Below are 25,442 nucleotides of genomic sequence, written 5' to 3'. Positions count from 1 at the left end.
TAATCAACTTACAGAAAAGTTAATTAGATAATTATTATAGAATATTGCTCTCTTTTTATCAAGGCAAGGCCCTAGGTATTTATACTCTAAGTAATACGTATTTGAACTAATTCAATTCTTTTATCTATTACCTTTTCTACTTTAAAGATAATATTTTTATATTCTGTTGAATATACTTTATCTTCTTCTGGAATAATGCCAATTAAATCTAATATAAATCCTCCTAAAGTATCAACTTCATCATCTGGCAAACTAATACCTAATTCATCATTTATTTTATTTATAGATACTGCTCCATTTGCAAGATAAGTACTATTATCTATTTTTACTATGCTCTCATCATTTTTTCTAAGCTTATCATATTCATCAAAAATATCTCCTAATATTTCTTCAATTAAATCCTCAATTGTAACAATTCCTGAAAACCCTCCATATTCATCGATTAGAATTGCTAAATGATTATTGCTTTCTTTCAAGTCTCTAAATAATATGTTTATATCCTTTGTTTCTGGAACAAAATATGGTGGTCTTGCTATCTCCTCTAAAGAACTATATGTTCCTTTATTACCTATTACATATTTGAGTAAATCTTTCATATTCACAATTCCTATAATATTATCCATACTATCTTTATAAATAGGCACTCTAGAATACTGCTTTTTTATAATCATATTTATTGCTTTATTTATTTCCATATCTACATCAATAATAAAAACCTTAGTTCTTGGTGTCATTACTGCTTTTGCAACTTTATCATCAAAATCGAAAACACCTTGTATCATTTCTTTTTCTTCTCTATCTAATACACCTTTTTCTTCTCCCTCATTTATTATTCTTCTTATCTCTTCTTCCGTTATTTTTTCTTCTACATTATTATGCTTAATTCCAAATAAAGAAATTATGAAGTCAGTAGAATACGTAAGAATTTTAACAAAAGGCAAAGTAATCTTATATACTAACATTACTGGTCTTATGGCCGTCATCGCAATTTTTTCAGATTTCTGTACCGCTAAACGTTTAGGTACTAATTCTCCTAAAACTAAAGTAATATATGCTAAAATAACAGTTACAATAATGATAGCTATTTGACTGCTAGCATCTGCAATAAATCTAATATTAAGCCTTTTTAATAATGTTCCTAATCTTCTTGATATACTAGCTGTTGCTGTAGCACTAGCAAAAAAACCTGCTAAAGTAATTCCAACTTGAATTGTTGCAAAAAATTTGCTTGGTTCATCAACTAACTTTATTAATAAACTTGCTTTTTTATCACCTTTAGCAGCTAAATTATTTATTTTATTTTTATTTAAAGAAATAATTGAAATCTCCGCTGCCGCAAAAAATGCATTTAAAAAAATTAATAGTAAAATAAAAATTAATTCTAACATAATACTATTATTGCTACTGTTCATCGCAATTTCCCCTCCTGACAGCTAAATTTTTGAAATATATAAATATTATTTCATTAATAGTTACATATTATTAAAAAATTTTGTTATCATATTAATTATTAATATATATCCATTTATTTTGATAATTTATATTTTATAAATTTTTATTATAATTTGCTTATTGAATCTAAATCATTTAAAATGATTAAGGTAGATTATTAATATTAATAATAAGGAGATAAACTATGCGAAATATAAAAATTACTATTCAGTATGATGGTTCTAGATACAAAGGTTGGCAAAGACTTGGAAATAATACTAATACTATTCAACACAAATTAGAAAAAACTTTAAGTGAAATACTTAGAGAAGATATTGAACTTATTGCTTCTGGAAGAACTGATGCAGGAGTTCATGCAGAAAATCAAGTAGCAAATTTCTTTACAAATTCTAATATTTCTATTGAAAAACTTTTAGATTTCTGCTATAGATCTTTACCTCAAGATATTGTAGTAAAAAAAGTAGAAGAAGTAGAAGAATCCTTCCATTCAAGATTTAATGTTTCACAAAAAGTTTATACCTATAAAATACATAATTCTAAAATTCACGATGTTTTTAATGGTAAATATACCTATCATGTTAAAGAGAAATTGGATATAGAAAAAATGAAAGAAGCAGCGGAATTTTTTATAGGTGAACATGATTTCAAAAGCTTTACAGCTCTAAAGTCTAAGAAAAAATCCACAGTACGCAAAATATATTCTATTGATTTTAAAATATCCGGAGAAAATATTGATATAATTTTTACTGGAAATGGTTTTTTATATAAGATGGTTAGAATTTTAGCTGCAACTTTAATTGAAGTAGGACTAGGAAAATTCCCACCAGCAGATGTTAAAAGAATAATTAATGAAAAAAATCGTTCTTTGGCATCTGATACTGCACCAGCCCACGGACTATTTTTAACTAACGTTATATATTAAAAGAACTAAGCCGCTGATAAATAGCGGTTTAGTTCTTTTATTCTATTATATCAATGCTTTTCCTGAATCTCTCATTTCAACTAATTCCTCTGGATAAGGATTAAATAAACTCTGACTAATTATATTTTTATCATTAAATCTTACAGCATATGATTTGAGTAAATATAATGGAACATTATAAGGTATATGTCCATTTTTATATTTTTCAATAGTCTCTACTGTAAATTTCTTTTCTTCTTGCGAAAGATATTTAGAAAAATATTCATAGCATTCCTTTAATGTACTAACTTTAGATGTATATCGTGCATTTCTAGCAAGTATTAATTTTAAATATTCTTCATATTCTCTTAATATCTCTGATACTTTTTTTTGTTTTTTGTTTTCTAAAACACTATTTAAATTTTTAAACTGTCTTCTATTGTACATAGAAAATAAAAGCTTATTCCTTTTATGAAAATTAATAATTTCTTCTATTGATTTTAAATTCTTTACATATCTGAAATCTCTAAGAATAAATATTTTTGTTAAAAAGTGTTCCCTTATATTAAAATCTCTTAGTCTTCCTTCATCTTCTATAGCTGCATTTGTAAATTTCTCTATAACAACTCCTCCAAATATTCCTTTTCCTTTAGAGCTAGAAGATCCTTTCTCAATTCCAGTATACATTTTTACATCCTTTGTTCCACAAGAAGGTGATCTACTCTTTAAAATAAATCCATCTACTTCTTCAATACTATTTAAAAATTCATTTGAAAATTCAAACATAACTTCTGTATAATCTTTTCCTGTTTTAGGTTGAATAAGCTTAATATTATCCTTTTCTTTAACTATTCTTATACACTCTCTAGGGGTTTCTAGTCCAATTTCCACTTCAGGACATACTGTTATAAACTCAACATAATTTTTAAGATTATTAACGAAATCATCTTTTGCCATTTGTCCATTATATCTACATGCTTCAAAACCTAAGCATTTACTAACTAAAATAGTAGGTCTTTTAAATTCATACATATTTCCACCACCTTAGAAATTCCTTAACATATATGATTTGTAATATAGCTTTATTTATTCTAAATATTAATACATATTCATATATAAGTGTAAATAATTATATCTCTAAGGAAAATAGTAAAAAATAAGTTTTTTAAATAAACATATTATAATATCTACTTATATTTTGTTCCAATTCTTCCACACTTATAAATCTTGCTTTTCTAATAACTTCTTTCCCCTCTACATAAAAAAGTATAGCTGGTATTGTAAAAATAGAAAACTCACCTGCAATTTCAGTACATTCATCTATACTTATTTTTTTCCCTTCAATTTGTGGATATTTTTCAATCATTGCTTCAATTTTAGGTAATAATGCATGACATACATTACAATTTTCAGAAGAAATATATACCATTGCCAATGTTTTTTTATCTATAAATTCTTTCAATTTATCTAAAGAATGTAATTTTTCCATAAGTTAAATTCTTCCTTTCTTTTTTATTCTCTATTATTACTAATATTTTAGCATATATGTCTACTAAATATTATAGTAGATAGTTCTAAACATAATAATCTATAATAACTTTCTTACTTATAATAAAAAATGAAAAACTAAAAAAAATGTTGGTTTAAATAAGTAAAAGAATTGAATACTTAAAGGTATTTATTGTATAATATATCAAATAATTAATTACATAATAGTACTATTGTGTAATTAAAATGGGGGGGTAAATATGGATATACAAAAAATAATAGGATTATTTATTATTTCTATTGGTTTATTAGTATCTGCATTATCAATACAACTTGCTCAATTAACTATGTATACAGATCAATTATCAAATGATTTTTGGACTGAATATACAAAATATCTCCCTTTAATTGTATGTTTGCTAATTTCCATAGCCATAATTATTGGGATTTTTCTTGTTATTAAAAATTCTAAAAACTAATTCATTATATTTGATTATTGCAAACAAAAAAAAAATCCGTATCTTTTTATAAAAAGATACGGATTTTTTTTATTTTGAAAACTAAATATATACTTACAATTATTTTTCGTAATTATATTACATATTTAAAAACCATAAAGTAATGACAAAAACTACCTGCTAAAACAAACAAGTGAAATATCTCATGAAATCCAAAAATTTGAGATTTAATTTTAGGCCATTTTGTTGCATATATAACTGCTCCTGTAGTATAAAAAACTCCTCCTAACACTAGCCAGATAAGCCCTTTAATATTCATTGCTTTAGAAAGTGGTGAAATTAAAAATATCGAAATCCAGCCCATCAATACATAAAATAATGTTGATAACCATCTTGGACAGTTAAACCATATCATTTTAAATAAAACTCCTACTAATGCAAAACACCATATAGATATAAATATTATCCATCTCAGATTTCCATTTAGAGAAATAAGACATACAGGAGTATATGTACCCGCAATTAAAACAAATATCATTGAATGATCTAATCTTCTTAGAATACTAATAACTTTATCTGATGATTTAATAAGGTGATAAACAGAACTTGCTGTATAAAGTAAAATAAGGCTTACTCCAAACATTATTACTGCTGTCAATCCTAGTGGTGTTGAATTAGGAATAGTAAGTTCATACTTTATTAATAATATCAATCCTACTAACGAAACTACAGCTCCAAATAAATGTGTTAATCCACTTACTGGATCTCTAAATATATTCTTCATACACCTTCACTCCTAACTTTTTTAATACAAAGATATTTTTTAAACATCCTTGCTATATGACGTAGTTTTAAATACTACGTATTGCATTGCAATTATTTTACCACAAGAATATTTTAAATATAAGTGTCATATTTAAGCAAATTTATAATTTATTGCTTAATATCCAAACTTATATTGCATTTTCTTGATTTTTCTTTAAATTTCTATTAACGTCATATTATGAATTATTAATATGTCATAACGTAGTTTAGATTACTATTTGTTGAATTATAATTATTTATATGATAATATTTTTTTAAACCCATTAAAGTGTTAGGAGTGTTTTTATGGAATTTACTGAAAAAGAAATCGATTTATTTATAGAAAGTCTTTCATTTAATAAAAATCTTATGCTCTCAGATATACCTATATTAGATTTATATATGGATCAAGTAATAACTCTTTTTGAAAATAAATTAAATCATCTTAAACGAAATGAAGATGATAAAATTCTAACTAAAACAATGATAAATAATTATACAAAATCCAAAATACTAATGCCTCCAAACAAAAAGAAATATACTAAAGATCATATAATTTTACTTATTCTTATATATAACTTAAAACAAAGTCTATCTATAAATGATATAGGTTATTTACTTAAACCTATAATAAAAAATTTAAATGAAGATAGCCTAGATAAAATTGAAATTGATAAACTATACGAATCCTTCTTAAAACTAAAAGAATTAGAAGCTAATAATATAAATAAAGATTTGCAGGAAAAAGTATCATTAATTAAAGAACATACTCAAAATTTAGATGCACACAATAAAGATTTATCTCAAATGCTTATTACAGTTCTTACCCTTATAAATGAAGCTAATATGAAGAAAAGATTAGCTGAAAAAATAATTGATGAGTTTTTTATGAATCTTTAATAAAATAAAAGCAGCTTAACAATTAAGCTGCTTTTATCTATTGTTCTTTCCATTTAGCTAATGCGTCCGCAAGTGCTGAATTTATTGGTTCATCTACCTTTTGCTTTTTCAAATATTTATTAACCTCTCTTTTACTAATTTTTTTATTTTGTCCCTCTTTTCTTTTCTTAAATGATGACATTTTCTCTCTGTATCCACATTTAGGACATATAAATATTTGACCTTCTCCCTGTCCTCTTAATTCTAATTTCTTATGACATTCAGGACATCTAGCATTAGTTACTTTTGCTATGCCTTTCCTATACCCACATTCTCTATCCTGACATACAAGCATCTTTCCTTTTTTACCTTTAACCTCAAGTAAATATTTACCACATTCAGGGCATCTTGCTCTAGTCATATTGTCATGAATATATTTATCTGTACTAGATACAACATCTCCAACAAGTTTTGAAGCATAATTTCTCATATCTCCTATAAACTTCTTGTCATTTAAATTTCCTTTACTTATTTGTGATAACTGCTTCTCCCATTTTGCTGTTAGTATAGGGGATTTTAAATCAGAAGGTACAAGTTCTATAATCTGCTTTCCCTTAGATGTAGGAATTATTTCTTTTCCTTTTTTCTCTATGTAAAATGTATTAAATAATTTTTCTATTATATCTGCTCTTGTGGCAACTGTACCTAATCCACCAGTCTCTCCTATAGTTTTCATAAGTTCTTTATTATTAGTTTGCATATACTTTTGAGGATTCTCCATAGCTGAAAGTAGTGTAGCTTCATTGAATCTTGCTGGAGGTTTAGTCTGTCCTTTAACAACTTTAACCCCTATTAACTTTATCTTATCTCCTTTGTTTATCTCAGGTAGTACTTGATCTTTTATAATATTTTCATTATCAATGTCGTAATCTTCATCCTCTAAGTCTTCATCCTTATCATATACAGCCTTCCACCCTTTAGCCTTAACTATTTTCCCTTTAGCCAAAAATACTTCTCCATTAACTAAAGCCTTAGTGCTAATCTGTGTATATTCAAAAGGAGGATATAATACTGATAAAAATCTTCTTACAACTAAATCATAAATATTTCTCTCTTCAAAACTTAGTGCACCTAAGCTAACATTCTGTTCCGTTGGAATTATAGCATGATGGTCTGAAACCTTGCTATTGTCTACAAAAGCTTTATTAGCTCTAATCTTTCCTTTAAGTACAATAGTAGCCGCCCTTGCATATGGTCCTACGGCTATATTTTTAATTCTTTCTTTTAAAGTATCTACTATATCTGTAGTTAAATATCTTGAATCCGTTCTTGGATAAGTCAGTACCTTATGATTTTCATATAATCTCTGCATTATTGATAATGTTTGCTTTGCAGAATATGCAAACTTCCTATTGGCATCTCTTTGAAGTTCTGTCAAATCGTATAATAAAGGTGAATATTTTTTCTTAGGTATCTTTTTAACTTCTATAATTTCCCCAACTTCTCCATTAGTTTTTGAAACAATCTTGTCAGCTTTGTCTTTATTGAAAGTACGTGTTTGCCCTCCTTTTGAATCTTGCCATTGAAGTGTAAATCCATCAGCACTTCCTCTTACAGAATAATAATCCTTAGGTACAAAATTCTTAATTTCCTCTTCTCTTTGAACTATCATAGCTAGTGTTGGAGTTTGAACCCTTCCTGCTGAAAGCTGTGCATTGTATTTACATGTTAATGCTCTAGTTACATTAAGCCCTACAAACCAATCAGCTTCTGCTCTACACACAGCAGACTTATATAAATTTTCATAGTCTTTCCCTGACTTTAAATTATTAAATCCCTCTCTAATAGCTTTATCTGTTTGTGAAGATATCCATAATCTTTTAATTGGTTTTCTAAATTTAATTTTTTCTATAATCCACCTAGCAACAAGCTCCCCTTCACGTCCAGCATCTGTAGCTATAACTAACTCATCTATATCTTTTCTGTTCATTATTTTCTTTACTTCATAAAAATGCTTAGCTGTCTTTTTAATTACAGATAACTCCATTTTTGATGGCAACATTGGTAGTGTATCAATACTCCACTTTTTATATTTATCTCCATAACTTTCTGGATCAGCCAATGTAACAAGATGTCCTAATCCCCAAACAATAATATATTTAGAACCTTCTAAAAAACTTTTTCCTTTTTGATTACATTTCAATACCTTTGCTATATCTCTAGCCACTGATGGCTTTTCTGCTAAAACCAAAATTTTTCCCATATTATATCTTTATCTCCCATCTTTTAGTTAAAATAGTAATATAAATTATATTTATATACAAAAACTTATATCTTTTGTAATTCATCAAATCCTATTTCTGAATAAGAATGTATAACTCTATCTGCCATTGATAAATCTTGTTTTCCTGAATTTAGATTCTTATAACCTATACATTTCATTCCTGCTTTTTTAGCTGCTCTAACTCCATTATGAGAATCCTCAATCACAACACAGTTTTCTGTTTTAGCTCCTAGTTTATTTGCAGCATATAAAAATATATCTGGTTCTGGCTTACTCTTTTCAACAAAATCTCCAGTTATAATAAAATCAAAGTATTCACTAATTTTAAATTTTTTAAGAACCAATTCTATAACATCTAAAGGAGAAGATGAAGCTACTGCAATTTTTATTCCTTTTTCATATAATTCTTTAATCAAATTACACACTCCTTCAATTGGTTCAGTATCCAGTGAACTAGATAATAACTCAAAATATTCTCTTCTATCCTTTTGTACTAATTCTTCTAAATCTTGAGAAAGTTTATATTTATTTCTTATAGAATCCCACATATAATATGAAGTGCTACCTATAAAAGTATCATGTTCCTTAGCACTTACTTCAATTCCATAAGATTTAAATAACTTCTGTTCTAACTTAAAATGAATAGGCTCACTATCTATAATAACTCCATCCATATCAAAAATTACGTATTTTATCATGTTTATCCTCCTACCTATTTATGATAAACTTTTTCATTCTTATATTCTACACTAATAAAAAGCTTTTTCAACATAAAAAATAAGATACCTTGGAAAATTTTTTCTAAGATATCTTATTTTTTAACTTTTTACTCAATTAATTTACTAATACATTTTCTCATATACTACCATCCTATAAACATTTGAGTCCAATATAACTGTCCTTTACTATTCTTAGAAATACCTACTCCTATTTCAGCATAATTTGCACTTAATATATTTTGTCTATGTCCTGCTGAATTCATCCATGAAGTCATTACTTCATTAGGTATTCTTTGTCCATAAGCAATATTTTCTCCAGCCTTTCTATAATTAATTCCAAAATTACGAATCATGTCAAAGGGAGAGCCATATACAGGAGATGTATGAGAAAAATAATTTTTATTAATCATATCCTGTGATTTATATCTTGCTACCCTTGATAACTGCCAGTTGGCTTTTAATGGTTTTAAGCCCTTCTTACTTCTTTCTACATTAACTAACCTTATAACCTCATTTTCCAATCTTTTTACTTCACTTAAATCAGGTATTTTAATTACATGATTAGGATATATTAAAGCTGGATCTACAATTTGAGGGTTTACAGATAATACTTCTGAAATTCCAATTTCATGTTTTACACATATCTTCCATAAGCTATCACCTGGTTTAACCATATAATCAAAAGTTTTGTACGTAATTTCTTTTGCTAATACACTCATACTCATGCTTAATAACATAAATACTGTTATTAGTAAAACCTTTATGCTATTTTTCTTTTTCATATTTTTACCTCTTTCCATAAATATTTTTGCTATATATTCCTCATAATTTATTTTTTGCAGAATAATAATTTTTATTTTTATAATTTATGGAATTTTATCGCACAATAAAATAGAAGCCGCTATTAAACAGCTTCTATTTGCAACTATTTATCTTTTATGAACTCATCTCCATTTATGACTTTACTTAACTGATTTAGTAATACATCTTTACTTATATTTTCAATATTTTCAATAGAATTTAATTCTTTTATTATTCTATATTTAATATTTTGATCATTAAGCTTTAAATGTTCATTTATATAATAAGTTTGTCCCATTTCCATTATTCTTGCCTTATACCCTTTTGATTGTAAAAGAGTTTTAAAGTTTTCTTGAGCTTTTGTATCCCCATGAACTAATAATATTTCCTTTGGCTTTTCCATAAACTTATCTACCCAAGTTATTAGTCCTTCTCTATCTGCATGTCCTGACAATCCTTCAAGAGAATATATCTTTGCATTAACAGCTATAGTCTCTCCAAATAATTTAACCTTTTTCTTTCCATCTAATATAGCTCTTCCTAAAGTACCTTCCGCTTGATATCCTACAAATACAATTGAAGACTCTTTTCTCCATAAATTATGTTTTAAATGATGTTTAACTCTTCCTGCTTCACACATTCCACTAGCAGAAATAATTACAGCTCCTCTTTCCATCTTATTTATTTTTATTGATTCTTGTGGAGAACTTGTAAATACTAATCCTTTAAATCTTAGAGGTTTAATTCCTTTATACAATAACTCTTTAGTTTCTTTATCATAATACTCACTAAATTTTTCAAATATTTTCGTAGCACTTACAGCAAGAGGACTATCTACAAAAACAGTCATATCCTCTAATTCATTATTCTCAACATATTTATTTAATGCATATAAAACCTCTTGAGTTCTTCCCACAGAAAAAGATGGTATAACTACATTTCCTCCCCTTTCAAAAGTTGCTTTTATGATATTTGCTAATTCTTTAAAGGACCAATCTATATCTCCATGAATTCTATCCCCATAAGTTGTCTCCATTATTAAATAATCTGTATAATTAATATACTCGGGATCCTTTATTATAGGCTTATTGGTATTACCTAAATCGCCAGTATAAACAATTTTAATTTCTTTTTCATATTCTTCTTGTATATACAATTCCACTATAGCTGACCCCAATAAATGACCTGCATCTCTAAATCTTATTTTTAAACCGTCAAAAACTTCTATAAGCTCATCGTAATTAACTCCTTTAAAAAGATACATAGATAATTCAGCTATTTTAGCAGTATATAACGGTTGTATAGGTTGAAGCCCTTGTCTTATTCTTTTTCTATTTTTCCACTCACTTTCTGTTTCTTGTATATATCCACTGTCAGGAAGCATTATACTGCATAATTCTTTTGTTCCTATAGTACATAAAACTTCTCCTTTAAAACCTTTTTTATATAATAAAGGAATTCTTCCACTGTGATCAATATGTGCATGAGATAAAATAACATAATCTATTGTTTTAGGGTCAAAGTTAAATTCTTCATTTCCTATTTCCTTTTCATCTTTTCCTTGATAAAGTCCGCAATCTAAAAGAACAGTTTTATTATTTATCTTTAAAATATGACAGGAACCTGTTACACATTGGGCTGCACCATAAAATTCAATTTTCATATTTATCCCCCCTCATATTCCTTATATTATTGTTATACTTATTATATTATATAAAAGGATAAATTTCAAAATTTTCTGATATTTTCTTTCAATAAATCTTTAACATATCACTTAATAGAATTAATGTAAAAATAAGAACAGTAACAAAAACTCAACTTTGTTACTGTTCTCATTAATTATCTAGTATATTTTTTTATTAATTTAATTATTTCTTCTACTCCATTACTTATTGAACTAGAACTCATATTTTTCTTATATTTCTCTTTCTCATTATACAATTCATCTAATTTTTTAATTAGCAATTTGCTATTAATCTCTTCTTCTTGTATAACCATACTATATCCACTTTTTTCAAATGAAGCAGCATTTAAAATTTGATCTCCTCTACTTGCCTTTGCTGATAATGGTATAAGTAAATTAGGTTTTCTTAAAGCTAACAGCTCAAATATAACATTAGCTCCAGCTCTTGAAACAAATATATCTGTCGCTGCCATTAAATGTGGAAGGTCTTCTTTTACATATTCAAATTGCATGTACCCTTTTTTATTTTTAAGTTTCCCTTCTAAATTTCCTTTACCACAAATATGAATTATATTGAATTTTACTAATAAATCATCCAATTCTTCTCTTATAGCATCATTTATAACTTTAGAACCTAAACTTCCACCTATAACCAACAAAATCGGTTTTTTATCTTCAAAACCACATATTTGTCTTCCTCTAATTTTACTACCATCAAATAATTTATTTCTTATAGGTGTCCCTGTAAGTACCCCTTTATTATTTTTTATTTTATTTATAGATTCTGGGAAAGTAACACATACTTTTGTGCAAAAAGGAGCAGCTATTTTATTAGCAAGGCCAGGAGTCATATCAGATTCATGTGCAATAACAGGAACTCTATTTAAGTATGCTCCAATAACAACAGGAACAGATACAAATCCTCCTTTTGAAAAAACTATATTAGGTTTTTCTCTTTTTATTATATTTTTTGCTTCAAATACTCCTTTAATAACCTTAAAAGGATCTGTAAAGTTTTTTATATCAAAATATCTTCTTAATTTTCCACTTGAAATAATATGGTATCTTATTTTTTCATCTTCAATTATCTTTCTTTCAATTCCATTTTCAGTGCCTATATATTGTATATCATAACCTAATTCCTTTAATTTAGGTATAAGAGCAAGATTAGGAGTTACATGTCCAGCCGAACCTCCTCCAGTCATAATTATTTTAAGCTTTTTCAAATCACCATCTCCCAACTTTAAATCACCATAGTATTTATCTTTTATTCCATTATAATTGTCTATTATTCATTATTCCTTGTCAATTATAATATTAAAAATTTTTTAATAAAAAATAACATATGATATTCTATTTACTAAAATAAGTACAAACTTCAACTTGTACCTCTAATATACTAATATAATATTTCTATAAAAGGTTAAGATACTAGTGTAACACAAATTATACAAACTTAAAAAGAAACAAACTATAAAGGAGGAATATAGAATGGCACAAAAATTAATACCAGAAGCTAAACAAGGATTAAACAAATTTAAAATGGAAACAGCTCATGAACTTGGAGTAAACTTTACAGATTATAACGGAAACCTTACTTCAAAACAATGCGGCAGCGTTGGTGGAGAAATGGTTAAAAAGATGGTAGAACAATACGAAAGAAATCTATAATCAGCTATATATACTAACTAAATTAGAAGAGTAATACCAAAACCCACATGTTATAAAAAACGTGTGGGTTTTCAAACAGTAAGATAGTTAGATTTAAGTCTAACTATCTTACTGTTTTATAGTATATTTATTTCAAATTAGGGTATTATAATTTATGTAGCTCATAAATTGAAAAAACTAGTTTATAAAGTAATTACTTTTAACTTTGGTGTGTCATACCTTTTTTTCCTTTAATCTTCTATTATATATATCTTATTATTGGATAAGCTATTAATACAAAGGAAAAAGGAGGTGAAAATAAATGGCACAAAAGTTAATACCAGAAGCTAAACAAGGATTAAATAGATTTAAAACAGAAGTAGCTAATGAAATAGGTGTTCCTTTCACAGACTATAATGGAAACCTTACTTCAAAACAATGCGGCAGCGTTGGTGGAGAAATGGTTAAAAGAATGGTAGAACAATATGAAAGAAATTTATAATAAATATAGTCTATAATTAAAGATTAAATCTATCTCTTAATAATTTAATCTATGATTAGAGACTAGGTAAAAATAAGACGTATAAGGTTAAACCTTATACGTCTTATTACATTACTCTATATCAGAGAATTCAATGTTCACCTTATTATCTATATTTTCTTGTGTATTTATAGAATCTCCATCATAATTATTAGCTATAATATTGTTATTAAATTTTATACTAAACTCTGTTCCTTCTCCCACCTTACTCTTTACCTCTATTTTTCCCTTCATAAGTTCAACAAACTCTTTTACTAATGCTAATCCTAAACCAGTACCTTCTGAATTCCTTGAAAGTGAGTTATTTACTTGTGCAAATCTATCAAATATATTGTTTATCTTCTCTTTAGGAATTCCTATACCTTCATCTTTTACTTTAATAGAAATTTCTTCATCATTAATATGAGTTATAACCATTATTTCTTTTTCATCTGGTGTGAATTTTATTGCATTAGATAATAAATTTAATATAATTTTTTCATATTTATCCTTATCTAGTTTTACAAATTTCTCTTCCTCATTAGTATCAAATACTAAATTTATCCCCTTACTTTTAGCGTAAAAATTAACTGAAGAAACAATATTTTCTGTAACAAAAACTATATCAAAAACTGAATAATTTAATTGCAAAAATCCCGCTTCTGCCTTAGAAATATCTAATGTGTTATTTATTAATTTTAATAATCTACTGCAATTCTCACTTATTTTTATCAATATTTTTCCTATATTAAGCGTTATTTCATCACAATAAATATCATTTGCTAACTGAAGTGACGAATGAATAATTGTTAAAGGCGTTCTAAGCTCATGAGATATCATATTGAAAAATTCATCCTTCATCTTAGTTATTTTTTCTAGCTCTTTATTTTGATTTTTCATCATAATTTCATTATTCTTCATTACAGTAATATCTTTAAGAGATACTACTGTATACATCAATTTATTTTTATTATTCGTAACATGGTTATAACTTACGTCTATGTATTTACATTGATTTATCTTATCGTCTTTAATTTTCACAATTAAACTTTTTATATCTTTAGAATTATCATCAGAGTCATCTTCCTTAATTATATCTATGTACTTTTTCATTTCTTTATAATTCTTCATCTCTTCTATACTAAAACCTGTAATTTTGAGAGCAGATTTATTGCAGAAACTAAATTCTCCATACTTGTCTAGCACCACTATTCCCTCTGAAATATTGTTTACAACATCTCTTAAATGCATAAGATGTTCTTTTTCAATATTTCTTATACTCTCAATGATATCACATTTTGTTTTCATTTCCGTTGAAATGCTTAAAAACTTTTCTCTGTCTTTTTTTACTTTAATCTCTTTATCAACATAATTGCTAACCTCATATGTAAAAACTATTAATTTATTATTATTATATTTAATAATAATGTCAAAGTACTTATCTATAATATTTATTTTTTTTAAGTTTTTACATAATTTATGTACAAAACACTTAGTTAAACTATTATTAATAATATTAAAGTCCTCTATTTGCTCTATATTTTTACCTATCATATTATAACCAACTTTAAAAATATTACTAAATTCCTCATTATAATATTCAATTTTTAGTGAACTACCTTTAAGGATAATTATACTAAAAGGTAATTTATCGTACTCTTTATACAAATTAATCACCTCCACCACTACCATTTATTAGTATACATTCTATAAAAATGTTATTTTTCCTTTTTTTATAATTAATATTAAAATAAAAAATCCTTCTTTATATGTAAGAAAGATTTTAATATGGTTTATTATAAACATAATTACAATAATTTTTATTTAAATTTAATTATTTGAAAGTCTGAAATCTTTTATTCTTAACTGTTCTCTTTTATATCCATTAAACTCATTAATCATAGGATAAAAAATCATATCTAACTTCAAATCTGACGGATTTGTTAATATTTTTTCATAACTATTTCCATACTTATTTTTTAACATTTCTTTAAATTCATCTACCCTATTAAAACATATTGCATCTATTTTACTGCTATTAAATACGCTACAGGTTAACTTAAAAGTATTTTGATTCTTTCCTAATATTTTTATATCAGAAATTTTTATATCTTTCTCTGCAAAACAAGGAGTTGAATTTCCTTTTCCAAAAGGTTCTAATTCTTCAATTTCTCTAATAAATTCAAAATTCACTTCACTTAGATGAATTCTTTTATCTATTTTTATTTTAGGTATAATATCTTTGTCAGTAAGAGGACAATTTTTATTTAATCTATCTCTTAACTTTGGAATGTTTTCTTCTTGTATAGATAATCCTGCTGCCATAGGATGACCACCAAACTTATCTATTAAATCCTTACACTTCATTAATTCTTCAAATAAATTATATTCTTCTATTGAACGCCCAGAACCTTTAGGCATCTCCTTACCTTTTGTTAAAATTATAGTTGGAACATTAAATTTTTCTCTAACCTTCCCTGCAACAATACCAGCTATACTTTCATGTACATCTTCTTTATACACTACAAGTACTTTATCATTCTTTAATTCCGAATTTTGTATAGAATAAATAATTTCTTCAACATTTTTCATTGTCATTTCTTGTCTTGTTTTATTTAATGAATATAAGGTATTGGCTAATTCCTCTGCTCTATTACTATCATTACAAGTAAGTAATTCTACTGATAAAGCTGCTGTATCTAATCTTCCTGTTGCATTTATGCATGGTCCTATCATAAATCCTATATTATAAGATTTTATCTCTTTATCTTTGATTCCTAATACTTGTATAAGTGCATTAAGTCCTATATTTTTAGTATTACTTATCATTTTCAAAGAATTTTTAGCAATAATTCTATTTTCTCCAATTAGATCAACTACATCACATATAGTACCTATTCCTGCAAATTCTATAAATTCATAAGCTTCTTCTTCTTCTATTCCTAATTTTATGTATAAAGCCTGTACAAATTTAAATGCTATACCTGCTCCACATAGTAATTTAAAAGGATATGAACACTCATCTTGTTTCGGATTTATAATAGCATCAGCCTCTGGTACAATATAATTTCTTTTATCCTTCTCTTCTATAAAAGGTAGCTCGTGGTGGTCAGTAACAACAACGTTTATTCCAAGACTTTTAGCAAACTTTATTTCCTCAATAGCACTTATACCATTGTCACAAGTCAAGATAACGTCTGCTCCCTCTTCTTTTAAAATTTCAATTCTTTCCTTGCACATTCCATATCCTTCTGCTTCTCTATCAGGTATGTAATATTCAACATTTGCTTCTAATTTTAAAAGCGCTTTATATAAAATAGCTGTACTAGTAACTCCATCAGCATCGTAATCCCCATAGATTACTATCTTTTTATCTTCTTCAATAGCATCTAAAATTATATCTGTACCATTATCCATGTCTTTCATTAAAAATGGATCATACATATTACTTAAAACGGGATTCATAAATTTTTTTATTTCTTCTATATCTTTAATTTCTCTGTTGATCAAAATCTTAGCAATAGTTTTATTAATATTTGCTTCCTTTGATATGCTTTCAATATCACAACTTGTAACTTTTAATCTCCATTCAGTTTTCATCATTATCACCTTCTCCTTAGCTATTATAACATACCAATAATAAATTTTGTGCTATAATATTTTAATGAGGTGATTAATTATGGATACTTTATTATTTGGAATATCAGGTCTCCCACTTGGTGATGAAAATAAGAAATTTAAATATAAATCTGGTATTGAGTATTTAAAAGAATTAAGTTTAGATGCTATGGAACTTCCTTTTGTACGTTCTGTAAATGTAACTGACAAAAATAGCGTTGAAATATTAGACACTAAGCTAAAAAATAATTTCTATCTTTCTGCTCACGGCTCCTATTTTATAAATTTAAATGCTGATGAAGAAGAAAAGCAAGTAAAATCATTAGAAAGAATTGTTAAAGGTGCAGAAGGATTAAAAAAAGTAGAAGGTAAAAGTTTAATTTTCCATCCTGGTTTTTACCTGAAAGATTCTAAAGAAGAAACTTTTGAAACTATAAAAAATAACCTTTTAAAGTTGCCTGATCTAGGCATAGATTATAGATTAGAAACTACAGGTAAAGGTACACAATTCGGTTCTCTTGAAGAAAATGTTAAGCTTTGCAAAGAAGTTCCTACTTGTAAACTTTGTATAGATTTCTCTCATCTGCACGCTAGACATAATGGTATATTAAAAAACTATCATGATTTTGCAAAAATATTAGATTATGTGGTCACGGAGCTGGGAGAAGTTGCTTTAAAAGACATGCATATACATATGTCTGGAATCAATTATACTGTTAAGGGTGAAAGAAATCATCTTCCATTTGAAGAAAGTGATTTTAACTACAAAGCTTGTATAGAAGCTTTTGTTAAGTTTGATATTAAAGGATGTATTATCTGTGAAAGTCCTATTTTAGAAAATGATGCATTACTTTTAAAAGAATACTATAAATCACTTTAAAAAAGCGGCATATGCCGCTTTTATTAATAATACTATGTATAATATATACTTTACAATTTTCTGTTACTCTTTATTATCTATCTCTTCACCTTCATGATTTTCCTGAATCATTACTTTAATATCTTGTAATTCTCTTAAAATTTTTTCTAATAAAACTATTTCCTTTTCGCTCATTATTAATACCTCCATCCTTACTTTTGAGACAAGCTCTATACGCTAATTATATTATTTATTACTCATTAATTACATAGTGTTATAGAGGTAAAATAGTTCTATTTATCCTAAGCTGTTTAAATTATCCCAACACTTGATTATTTTAAGCTTTACTTGATATAATTATTATGTTTTTGTAAAAAATAATGTCAACTTATAATTTATAGGAGAGATTGAAATGACTAAAAAAATTTTTAAAGGAAGTGCAATGTTAAATCCAGTTCCTTCCGTACTAATTACCTCTAAAAATAATGAAGGAAAAGTTAACGTATTTACTGTTGGATGGATAGGTACTGCTTGTACAAGACCGCCTATGATTACAGTAGCTATAAGACCTGAAAGACTTTCATATGAATACATAAAACAATCTAAAGAATTTGTGGTAAATCTTCCTTCTAGGGATATGGTAAAAGCTGTTGATTTTTGTGGGGTACGTTCTGGAAAAACTATTGACAAAATTAAAGAATGTAAATTTACTTTAGCCCATTGTGAAAATATAGATACACCCTACATAGAAGATTGTCCTATAGCTTTAGAATGTAAGCTTAAAAATATTACTCCTCTAGGATCTCATGATTTATTTTTAGCTGAAGTTTTAGCTGTTCATGTTGAGGATAATTTAATTGATGAAAAAGGTAAAATCCATTATGAAAAAGCGAATCTAATTTGTTATTCTCATGGAGAATATTTTGGACTTTCTAAAAATGCTATTGGCAGCTTTGGATTTTCAATTAGAAGAAAGAAAAAAGTAAAAAAAAATAGAAATAAAAAATAATGATAAAAATAAAAGCTTACAGGCTTTAAACCTGTAAGCTTTTTAAATTGATTGTATTTAGATTTCTGTATTTTTTATAATAAATTGCTTTTTATCTCTAGAAGCAAACTCATAATAAATATATTGTCCTTCTATATTTATAAAAGAAATATGTCTATTGTTGAAAATTCTTTGTTTTTCAGAACCATCTATTTTTATTCTATACAATTTGTTTCCATCTGTACCACATTTATAATAAATCCATCCATCCTTAATTGAGACTAGATATATATTATCTATCTTTCCATCTAAAATTTTAATATTTTCACTTCCATCTAAATTCATACGGTATAACGCTCCTGAATCTGATAGAATGCCATAATAAAGGTATCCTTCATACTCTACTAAATTTGTTATAGTGTCTTTACTAATTAGTTCATTATATCTTCCATCCATATTTACTCTATATAAATAGCTAAATATTTTAGAACCTCTAATTTCCTTGACTACAGAATAATATACCCATTTATCTGTAACAGCATTAATAACTATATTCTTTTCATTTTCAAAACCAACTCCGCTTAAATATTCACTTGAATTTTCTATTAATTTAATAGATTTTCCTGTGCCTATCTTTTCTGTATATATAGCACAACCTTTTTCATTCCCACTATCTACATAGTACAGATAACCACCTTTTATCTTATCCTGAAATTCATCAAATTTTCTAGGAATTTCTTGTAAATTATCTCCATTAATTTTCACACGATAAAATTTTTCTTCTATCTTCTCTTTATTAACACTCACTTTTATAAAATATACCCATCCGTCTTCTACCTTTACTATCTTTTGCCATCCACCATCAACATATGAAAGCATTTTTTCTTTTTTACTATTTACTTCTATACGATTTAAGTTACCTCTACGCTTATCTCTTTTAATATCTGTTGTGTAAACTACTTTACCATTATATACTTGCATGCTGCTAGGATTAGATTGACTTATTTTTTCCTTTTTCTCAGTATCCATATTCATTCTATATATTTCCCCATGTACATCCTTAAAATAAAAAATATAATCTCCAACAACACTAATTCCACTAATTGGACCTTCTTTTAATTTTCTTCTTTTGGAACCATCTGTTTTTATGGTATAAAGAGAATCTTCATCAAATTCGTTAATATAATATATATCTTCTCCATGTACATTTACTTCTTTAACATTTTCATCAGTTAACCTTTCAAACTTAAAACTTTTCAAGTCTGTTTTGCATAAGAATTTATCTTTATCTTCATGCCCTATGTTTGTAAAATAAATGTTTTCTCCTTGAATTTGAATATAATTTCCTAAAATAACTTCATCTTTAAACTTATTTTCCCTATACAATCGTTTCCCAAAATGTCCATTTACAGTTACAGAATAAAATCCTTCTTTTTTTAAATAGTAAATTTTGTCATTAATAATATTAAATCCATATACACAACTATTTATAATTTTTCTATTTTTATTTCCATCAACTCTCATTTTATATAAACAATTATCATCTTCTCCATTACTGTAATATATATAACTTCCTCTTACTCTAATATATTCAGCTATGGAATCTCCCAGTTTTTTACGACCGCTGCCATCACTCTTTATTTTATAAATCTTTTCTCCATCACTTAAATTTGAATAATAGATATATCCATCTAAAATATTTATATAACATGCAACATCATCACAAAGCTTAGTAAGTTTTTTTGTATTCTTGTCCATTCTGTAAAGCTTCCCCTGTTCATCATAGTTACTAAAATAGATATATTTCTCATCTTCAGCAGCATTTCCTCCACTATACATATTTCCTGAGATACTTCCCAGTTTTACATTGGAGTGTTCAAAATATCCATAAGATTTTAATTGAAATGTACCTATCACTATTATAAATAATATAACACTTGAAAATATTAAAAATTTCTTTTTCATATACTTATTCACGTCCTTAATTTTAGCCTACAGACAATATCATATCATATTTTTAAGATTAAAAAAATATGATATAGTATTGTCTTATTTTTGTAATCAAATGTATTACTGGATTATGCTATAATTTTTAGCAAGTACAAATGTCAGAGGTGAGCTAATAATGATAAAAAAATCACTTTTATTCTTTATTATAATTTCAACTACATTCTTAATAATTATTGTAACAAACATTTTAAAAAAAGATATCCCTACTAAAAACATTGCACATACTTTATCAACAGATGACACTGGTAATAATTATTTTTTCAAAGAGCCTCAAAATCCTCCTTCATCAACTTGGATTAAAATATATAAAACTTCAAGAACCTTAGAACTTTACGGTGATGATAAACTTATAGGAAGATTTAAAATTGTTCTAGGACAAAATCCAAAAGGAGATAAAAATAAAGAAGGGGACTCTAAAACTCCAGAAGGTAAATACTATATTTGTACCAGAAATGATAAAAGTAAATTTACTCTCTTTTTAGGACTGAGTTATCCAAATATTGAAGATGCTAAAAGAGGATTAGAAAATGGACTAATTGATTCTTATACCTTCAATAAAATAAAAAAAGCTATTGAAAATAAACAGCAGCCCCCTTGGAATACATCATTAGGTGGTGCTGTTGGTATACATGGTGGTGGAGATAACCATAATTGGACAGCAGGATGTATTGCTTTATCTGATGAAGCTATACATATCATTTGGAAATATACCAACTATGGGACTTCTATTGAAATACTGAAATAGTAGAACAAAAGTGCGGCGTAAAAATTACTAGTAATTTTTACGCCGCACTTTTGTTCTATTCTGGTCTTAATACCTGTATACTAGGACTTTTTAAAATTTTATTAATTACCCTTAAAATCTTTTCTTCATTTATTTCAAGATTACTAAATTCATTAAATACATTATCAATTGAATTATACATAATTTTATGAGTAGTTAATTGCTTCGTTAATTGAATGGATCTTTCTATACTTAATTCTTTCTTTAGATTTAGACTTTTTATTATTTTACTTATGTTTTTTTTATTAAAAATTCCTTTTATACCTTTTATTTCTTCTATCTTATGATTTATGAGTTCAATAGCTTTATTTATATTATGTATAGATGTTCCAAGCTTTATTGTAAACAATTTTATTCCACTTTCATTCTTTATGCTACTTGAAATATCATAAACCAACCCATTTTTTGTTCTTATTTCATCATATAAAATACTGCTAGTTCCTTCTCCAAATATAAAATTAAATATTTTAAGTAATTTTATTTCTTCTTCATTTAACATATCTATAGGAAAACAATATTCTATTTTTGCCCCATTTAAATCCTTTCTAATCTTATGAAAAACACCTTCATTATTATCCTCATATTTTTCTTTATGTATATAAGTATAATCATTGTTAAAAGCATTAAAATATTCATTTGCAATTTGTAGAACTTCCTCAAATTCTAGTGAAGATACTACACTTATTACACAATTTTGGGGAGCATAATGTTCCTTATAAAACCTTTTAATATCTCCTAATCTTATATTTTTTATACTTTTTTCATTACCAATTATTAATTCTTTTATTCTTCTGCTATTAAAAGAATTATAATATAGTTCATCTTCACATTCTTGATAAGGTTCATCCTTCCATTCTTTCAGTTCTTCAAGGATTACATCCATTTCTTCCTTAAAGCCCTCTTTACTAAAAATAGGATTCAATATTATATCAGAATATATTTCAAAACCCTTTTTAAAATCACATGATAAAGTAGTACCATAATAAATTACATAAGGATAATTTGTCATTGCATTATGAAATCCAAAAATTTCATCAGAAAGTTTATTAATCTCTTCTTCTGTTCTATTTTGTGTTCCTTTAAATACCATATGTTCAACTGCATGCGCTAGTCCAAATTCATTTTCTTTTTCAACTAAGGCACCAGCATTAAATCCTATACAAAATGAACTTATATTTCCATTTCTTTTTATATATTGAATATCTATTCCATTACTTAACTTATATTCTATCATAATTAAGCCCTTCCTTTCTTTATTGTAATAGTAAAATAAGATTTAAAAACTTCAAATATCTAATGTGTTATAATTGTAATATGTCTTGCATTAGGAGAAATTAACATGTCAGAAAACACTTCTATACTTAGAAAAAATTTAGTTCAATTTATTACTTATTCCTTAATAGGTGGAAGCAATGTAATTATAAATTTTTTAGTACTAAATATATTATCTTATTTAACAAATATATATTCTGCAATAGATACTTATTCTAAAATAATGTTATATTTATTTGAAATCATAGCCTTTATAGTATATTCTCTTAATGGGTACCATCTTAACAAGAAAATTACCTTTAGAGCAAACAAAAGCTCTTACCTTAAATATACTTTAGTTCTTGGAACTTCAGCCTTTTTTAATATTAACATATTTGTATGGCTTACAGCTCATAATATATTTAATTTTCCTATAAAACTTTGGTTTAATTTATCAAAACTAACAGCTTCTATAACGGTAGGCATAATAACATTTTTAGTAAATAAATTTTTTATATTTAAAAATACATAACATTATAATCTCTAAATATAATAAAGAGTTAAGTAATTATATAAAATAATTTACTTAACTCTTTCTATTATATCTTATTTTTTTGGAGCGCATAATCTAAATTTATTGGCTTTTTCATTAAATAATAATTCTTCTAGAAATTAGCTAGCAAGTTCTTGTTCTTCATCTTCTGATCTATCATGTAAGTTCCATGTGAATGATAGGAATATTACTGAAAGTACAGAAGCTGCAATTAGTAGCATAAATCCTCCATCCCATCCGAATTTATCAAAGATAGCTCCTAATAACACTTCTGCTAACACAGCTCCACCCATATAACCAAATAAACCAGTGAATCCAGCAGCAGTACCTGCAGCTTTTTTAGGAACTAGGTCAAGAGCAGAAACACCTATAAGCATAACTGGTCCATAAATTAAGGCTCCTATTGATGCTAATGCTATATTTATAGCCATCATGTTTGTACTTTTCCAGTAAATATAAGTAGCAACTGCAACACCTAACATACAGAATACACCAGCTGGAGCACGACGTCCATGGAACACCTTATCACTTATCCAACCAACTATAATTGTACCTGGAATAGCAGCATATTCAAATAATGCGAAAGCTAATCCTGCCTCTTTTGTATTAAATCCTCTTACTTCCTTTAAGTAAACTGGAGCCCAGTTAAGAACACCATATCTTACTAGATAAACAAATAAGTTAGCTACTGCAATCATCCATAAGAATTTATTGTTTAATACATATTTAAAGAATATTTCTTTTGCTGTTAATTCTTTTTCTGTATCTTCTACTTCTACTTCAAATTTTGGGTAATCGTTTTTATACTCTTCTATTGGAGGTAATCCAACTGATTGTGGAGTATCTTTTGCAAATATCATAAATAATATTCCAGTAACAATTGCTATTATACCTGGTAGATAGAAAGCACCTTTATAGCTTCCACCAAACATAGTAACACCTATAACAGCTACTGTAGCTATTAATCCTCCTCCTAAATTGTGAGCAGTATTCCAAATAGCCATTTTAACTCCACGTTCTTTATCGGAGAACCAGTGTGTCATTGTTCTTCCACATGGAGGCCATCCCATACCTTGAACCCATCCATTTATTGTCATTAACATAAATAATATTGGTACACTTGCTGTTAATCCTAAACATAAGTTAGCAATTCCAGATAATATAAGTCCTATTGCTAAAAAATATTTTGGGTTAGATCTGTCTGAAAAACTACCCATTACAAACTTACTTATTCCATAAGCTATTCCTAACCCTGAAGCTATAATTCCAAGTTCTGTTTTTGTAAATCCTAATTGTGTTATCATGTAACTTTTAGCAATTGAAAAGTTACTTCTAACGAAGTAATAAATCGCATATCCAATATAAATACTTATGAACATTTGAATACGATACCTCTTATAAGTAGAGTCAATTTTGTCCTTTGGCAAACGCTCAATATGAGGTGCCGGTTTTAAAAATCCTATCATTTTTTTACCCCTTTCTTTGGTTAATTTTTATAATTAAAGTGAAATTTATAAGTTTCACTAAATTATCACATTAGTAACTTTCTAATTAAATTGAAGCTATTTTTTTAGTAGCTATTACATTTACACCAGTATCTGCAAAATTTTCTACAATAACATCTCCAATATTTACAGGTGCTTTAACACTTAGTCCTTTTAATGCTTTTACACATTCAAAAATCTTATCTTTTGGTATATCGCCTTCTGTTTTTACAGGAACAACAGTAAGTTGTCCTC

Annotated in this window: 24 protein-coding genes; 9 read left to right on the top strand and 15 right to left on the bottom strand. The window is 26.6% G+C overall.

What is annotated here, in order from left to right; translation table 11 throughout:
- Nucleotides 1-86: 86 nt before the first annotated feature.
- Nucleotides 87-1,412, bottom strand: a complete 1,326-nt coding sequence (locus OXH55_RS16915) for a hemolysin family protein (protein ID WP_268051268.1) — start codon at nucleotides 1,410-1,412, stop codon at nucleotides 87-89.
- 224 nt (nucleotides 1,413-1,636) lie between these two features.
- Here OXH55_RS16915 and truA point away from each other — a divergent pair, with 224 nt between their 5' ends.
- Entirely contained in the window at nucleotides 1,637-2,374 is a 738-nt protein-coding gene (truA, locus tag OXH55_RS16910) for a tRNA pseudouridine(38-40) synthase TruA (RefSeq protein WP_268051267.1), read from the top strand.
- A 45-nt stretch (nucleotides 2,375-2,419) separates the two neighbouring features.
- Here the strand turns inward: truA and OXH55_RS16905 are convergent, their stop codons facing one another.
- The gene (locus OXH55_RS16905; protein WP_268051265.1) at nucleotides 2,420-3,385 is read right to left on the bottom strand and encodes a YbgA family protein; all 966 of its coding nucleotides are present in this window, start codon (nucleotides 3,383-3,385) and stop codon (nucleotides 2,420-2,422) included.
- A gap of 133 nt (nucleotides 3,386-3,518) precedes the next feature.
- Nucleotides 3,519-3,842: a thioredoxin family protein gene (locus tag OXH55_RS16900; protein ID WP_268051263.1), complete on the bottom strand. Its 324-nt coding sequence runs from the start codon at nucleotides 3,840-3,842 to the stop codon at nucleotides 3,519-3,521.
- Between the two features lie 259 nt (nucleotides 3,843-4,101).
- Here OXH55_RS16900 and OXH55_RS16895 point away from each other — a divergent pair, with 259 nt between their 5' ends.
- Nucleotides 4,102-4,320: a hypothetical protein gene (locus OXH55_RS16895; RefSeq protein WP_268051262.1), complete on the top strand. Its 219-nt coding sequence runs from the start codon at nucleotides 4,102-4,104 to the stop codon at nucleotides 4,318-4,320.
- Between the two features lie 112 nt (nucleotides 4,321-4,432).
- On the opposite strand, the gene trhA is transcribed toward OXH55_RS16895, so the two are convergent.
- Nucleotides 4,433-5,083 carry a PAQR family membrane homeostasis protein TrhA gene (trhA, locus tag OXH55_RS16890; RefSeq protein ID WP_268051261.1) on the bottom strand — a complete coding sequence of 217 codons (651 nt, stop codon included), beginning with the start codon at nucleotides 5,081-5,083 and terminating at the stop codon, nucleotides 4,433-4,435.
- A 326-nt stretch (nucleotides 5,084-5,409) separates the two neighbouring features.
- Between trhA and OXH55_RS16885 the strand changes: the two genes are divergently transcribed.
- A complete protein-coding gene (locus tag OXH55_RS16885) occupies nucleotides 5,410-6,003 on the top strand; it encodes a DUF1836 domain-containing protein (protein WP_268051260.1) in 594 nt (197 codons plus the stop codon).
- A gap of 37 nt (nucleotides 6,004-6,040) precedes the next feature.
- Here the strand turns inward: OXH55_RS16885 and OXH55_RS16880 are convergent, their stop codons facing one another.
- The 5 genes from OXH55_RS16880 to OXH55_RS16860 all read right to left on the bottom strand — a co-directional run bounded on the left by OXH55_RS16880 (nucleotide 6,041) and on the right by OXH55_RS16860 (nucleotide 12,696).
- The gene (locus OXH55_RS16880) at nucleotides 6,041-8,245 is read right to left on the bottom strand and encodes a DNA topoisomerase III (RefSeq protein WP_268051259.1); all 2,205 of its coding nucleotides are present in this window, start codon (nucleotides 8,243-8,245) and stop codon (nucleotides 6,041-6,043) included.
- 65 nt (nucleotides 8,246-8,310) lie between these two features.
- Entirely contained in the window at nucleotides 8,311-8,964 is a 654-nt protein-coding gene (locus OXH55_RS16875) for an HAD family hydrolase (RefSeq protein WP_268051258.1), read from the bottom strand.
- A gap of 164 nt (nucleotides 8,965-9,128) precedes the next feature.
- A complete protein-coding gene (locus tag OXH55_RS16870) occupies nucleotides 9,129-9,767 on the bottom strand; it encodes a CAP domain-containing protein (protein ID WP_268051256.1) in 639 nt (212 codons plus the stop codon).
- A gap of 143 nt (nucleotides 9,768-9,910) precedes the next feature.
- The gene (locus tag OXH55_RS16865) at nucleotides 9,911-11,449 is read right to left on the bottom strand and encodes an MBL fold metallo-hydrolase RNA specificity domain-containing protein (protein ID WP_268051255.1); all 1,539 of its coding nucleotides are present in this window, start codon (nucleotides 11,447-11,449) and stop codon (nucleotides 9,911-9,913) included.
- 176 nt (nucleotides 11,450-11,625) lie between these two features.
- Nucleotides 11,626-12,696: an undecaprenyldiphospho-muramoylpentapeptide beta-N-acetylglucosaminyltransferase gene (locus OXH55_RS16860; RefSeq protein WP_268051254.1), complete on the bottom strand. Its 1,071-nt coding sequence runs from the start codon at nucleotides 12,694-12,696 to the stop codon at nucleotides 11,626-11,628.
- 265 nt (nucleotides 12,697-12,961) lie between these two features.
- On the opposite strand from OXH55_RS16860, the gene OXH55_RS16855 reads away from it, so the two are divergent.
- A complete protein-coding gene (locus OXH55_RS16855) occupies nucleotides 12,962-13,141 on the top strand; it encodes an alpha/beta-type small acid-soluble spore protein (protein WP_268051252.1) in 180 nt (59 codons plus the stop codon).
- 301 nt (nucleotides 13,142-13,442) lie between these two features.
- A complete protein-coding gene (locus OXH55_RS16850) occupies nucleotides 13,443-13,622 on the top strand; it encodes an alpha/beta-type small acid-soluble spore protein (RefSeq protein ID WP_268051250.1) in 180 nt (59 codons plus the stop codon).
- A gap of 111 nt (nucleotides 13,623-13,733) precedes the next feature.
- Here the strand turns inward: OXH55_RS16850 and OXH55_RS16845 are convergent, their stop codons facing one another.
- Together OXH55_RS16845 and recJ are read right to left on the bottom strand one after the other, a co-directional pair.
- Nucleotides 13,734-15,317 (bottom strand): sensor histidine kinase, encoded by a 1,584-nt coding sequence (locus tag OXH55_RS16845; RefSeq protein WP_268051624.1) that lies wholly within the window; start codon nucleotides 15,315-15,317, stop codon nucleotides 13,734-13,736.
- Between the two features lie 153 nt (nucleotides 15,318-15,470).
- Nucleotides 15,471-17,240 (bottom strand): single-stranded-DNA-specific exonuclease RecJ, encoded by a 1,770-nt coding sequence (gene recJ, locus OXH55_RS16840; RefSeq protein ID WP_268051623.1) that lies wholly within the window; start codon nucleotides 17,238-17,240, stop codon nucleotides 15,471-15,473.
- Nucleotides 17,241-17,319: 79 nt separating this feature from the next.
- Between recJ and OXH55_RS16835 the strand changes: the two genes are divergently transcribed.
- A complete protein-coding gene (locus tag OXH55_RS16835) occupies nucleotides 17,320-18,138 on the top strand; it encodes a TIM barrel protein (RefSeq protein ID WP_268051249.1) in 819 nt (272 codons plus the stop codon).
- Between the two features lie 391 nt (nucleotides 18,139-18,529).
- The gene (locus OXH55_RS16830; RefSeq protein ID WP_268051248.1) at nucleotides 18,530-19,126 is read left to right on the top strand and encodes a flavin reductase family protein; all 597 of its coding nucleotides are present in this window, start codon (nucleotides 18,530-18,532) and stop codon (nucleotides 19,124-19,126) included.
- A 57-nt stretch (nucleotides 19,127-19,183) separates the two neighbouring features.
- Here OXH55_RS16830 and OXH55_RS16825 read toward each other — a convergent pair whose 3' ends face one another.
- Nucleotides 19,184-21,070 carry a DUF5050 domain-containing protein gene (locus OXH55_RS16825; protein WP_268051247.1) on the bottom strand — a complete coding sequence of 629 codons (1,887 nt, stop codon included), beginning with the start codon at nucleotides 21,068-21,070 and terminating at the stop codon, nucleotides 19,184-19,186.
- 160 nt (nucleotides 21,071-21,230) lie between these two features.
- Between OXH55_RS16825 and OXH55_RS16820 the strand changes: the two genes are divergently transcribed.
- A complete protein-coding gene (locus OXH55_RS16820) occupies nucleotides 21,231-21,860 on the top strand; it encodes a L,D-transpeptidase family protein (RefSeq protein ID WP_268051246.1) in 630 nt (209 codons plus the stop codon).
- A gap of 55 nt (nucleotides 21,861-21,915) precedes the next feature.
- On the opposite strand, the gene OXH55_RS16815 is transcribed toward OXH55_RS16820, so the two are convergent.
- A complete protein-coding gene (locus tag OXH55_RS16815) occupies nucleotides 21,916-23,133 on the bottom strand; it encodes a M16 family metallopeptidase (RefSeq protein WP_268051245.1) in 1,218 nt (405 codons plus the stop codon).
- Between the two features lie 105 nt (nucleotides 23,134-23,238).
- Between OXH55_RS16815 and OXH55_RS16810 the strand changes: the two genes are divergently transcribed.
- Nucleotides 23,239-23,682: a GtrA family protein gene (locus OXH55_RS16810; RefSeq protein WP_268051244.1), complete on the top strand. Its 444-nt coding sequence runs from the start codon at nucleotides 23,239-23,241 to the stop codon at nucleotides 23,680-23,682.
- A gap of 140 nt (nucleotides 23,683-23,822) precedes the next feature.
- Here the strand turns inward: OXH55_RS16810 and pgtP are convergent, their stop codons facing one another.
- Together pgtP and OXH55_RS16800 are read right to left on the bottom strand one after the other, a co-directional pair.
- Complete coding sequence (pgtP, locus tag OXH55_RS16805; RefSeq protein WP_268051243.1) at nucleotides 23,823-25,169, bottom strand: MFS transporter; 1,347 nt, start codon at nucleotides 25,167-25,169, stop codon at nucleotides 23,823-23,825.
- 85 nt (nucleotides 25,170-25,254) lie between these two features.
- Nucleotides 25,255-25,442: DUF1667 domain-containing protein (locus tag OXH55_RS16800; RefSeq protein ID WP_268051241.1), on the bottom strand; the 188-nt coding region annotated here is incomplete at its 5' end.

The sequence above is a fragment of the Clostridium ganghwense genome (genome assembly GCF_026735165.1).
Lineage (GTDB): Bacteria > Bacillota > Clostridia > Clostridiales > Clostridiaceae > Clostridium_H > Clostridium_H ganghwense.
This window is presented reverse-complemented; position numbering and strand designations above follow the sequence as displayed.

What these genes read in the sequence shown, in the direction of transcription:
- OXH55_RS16915 (WP_268051268.1), bottom strand. Translation starts at nt 1,412, where the DNA reads ATGAACAGTAGCAATAATAGTATTATGTTAGAATTAATTTTTATTTTA.
- truA (WP_268051267.1), top strand. Translation starts at nt 1,637, where the DNA reads ATGCGAAATATAAAAATTACTATTCAGTATGATGGTTCTAGATACAAA.
- OXH55_RS16905 (WP_268051265.1), bottom strand. Translation starts at nt 3,385, where the DNA reads ATGTATGAATTTAAAAGACCTACTATTTTAGTTAGTAAATGCTTAGGT.
- OXH55_RS16900 (WP_268051263.1), bottom strand. Translation starts at nt 3,842, where the DNA reads ATGGAAAAATTACATTCTTTAGATAAATTGAAAGAATTTATAGATAAA.
- OXH55_RS16895 (WP_268051262.1), top strand. Translation starts at nt 4,102, where the DNA reads ATGGATATACAAAAAATAATAGGATTATTTATTATTTCTATTGGTTTA.
- trhA (WP_268051261.1), bottom strand. Translation starts at nt 5,083, where the DNA reads ATGAAGAATATATTTAGAGATCCAGTAAGTGGATTAACACATTTATTT.
- OXH55_RS16885 (WP_268051260.1), top strand. Translation starts at nt 5,410, where the DNA reads ATGGAATTTACTGAAAAAGAAATCGATTTATTTATAGAAAGTCTTTCA.
- OXH55_RS16880 (WP_268051259.1), bottom strand. Translation starts at nt 8,245, where the DNA reads ATGGGAAAAATTTTGGTTTTAGCAGAAAAGCCATCAGTGGCTAGAGAT.
- OXH55_RS16875 (WP_268051258.1), bottom strand. Translation starts at nt 8,964, where the DNA reads ATGATAAAATACGTAATTTTTGATATGGATGGAGTTATTATAGATAGT.
- OXH55_RS16870 (WP_268051256.1), bottom strand. Translation starts at nt 9,767, where the DNA reads ATGAAAAAGAAAAATAGCATAAAGGTTTTACTAATAACAGTATTTATG.
- OXH55_RS16865 (WP_268051255.1), bottom strand. Translation starts at nt 11,449, where the DNA reads ATGAAAATTGAATTTTATGGTGCAGCCCAATGTGTAACAGGTTCCTGT.
- OXH55_RS16855 (WP_268051252.1), top strand. Translation starts at nt 12,962, where the DNA reads ATGGCACAAAAATTAATACCAGAAGCTAAACAAGGATTAAACAAATTT.
- OXH55_RS16850 (WP_268051250.1), top strand. Translation starts at nt 13,443, where the DNA reads ATGGCACAAAAGTTAATACCAGAAGCTAAACAAGGATTAAATAGATTT.
- recJ (WP_268051623.1), bottom strand. Translation starts at nt 17,240, where the DNA reads ATGAAAACTGAATGGAGATTAAAAGTTACAAGTTGTGATATTGAAAGC.
- OXH55_RS16835 (WP_268051249.1), top strand. Translation starts at nt 17,320, where the DNA reads ATGGATACTTTATTATTTGGAATATCAGGTCTCCCACTTGGTGATGAA.
- OXH55_RS16830 (WP_268051248.1), top strand. Translation starts at nt 18,530, where the DNA reads ATGACTAAAAAAATTTTTAAAGGAAGTGCAATGTTAAATCCAGTTCCT.
- OXH55_RS16825 (WP_268051247.1), bottom strand. Translation starts at nt 21,070, where the DNA reads ATGAAAAAGAAATTTTTAATATTTTCAAGTGTTATATTATTTATAATA.
- OXH55_RS16820 (WP_268051246.1), top strand. Translation starts at nt 21,231, where the DNA reads ATGATAAAAAAATCACTTTTATTCTTTATTATAATTTCAACTACATTC.
- OXH55_RS16815 (WP_268051245.1), bottom strand. Translation starts at nt 23,133, where the DNA reads ATGATAGAATATAAGTTAAGTAATGGAATAGATATTCAATATATAAAA.
- OXH55_RS16810 (WP_268051244.1), top strand. Translation starts at nt 23,239, where the DNA reads ATGTCAGAAAACACTTCTATACTTAGAAAAAATTTAGTTCAATTTATT.
- pgtP (WP_268051243.1), bottom strand. Translation starts at nt 25,169, where the DNA reads ATGATAGGATTTTTAAAACCGGCACCTCATATTGAGCGTTTGCCAAAG.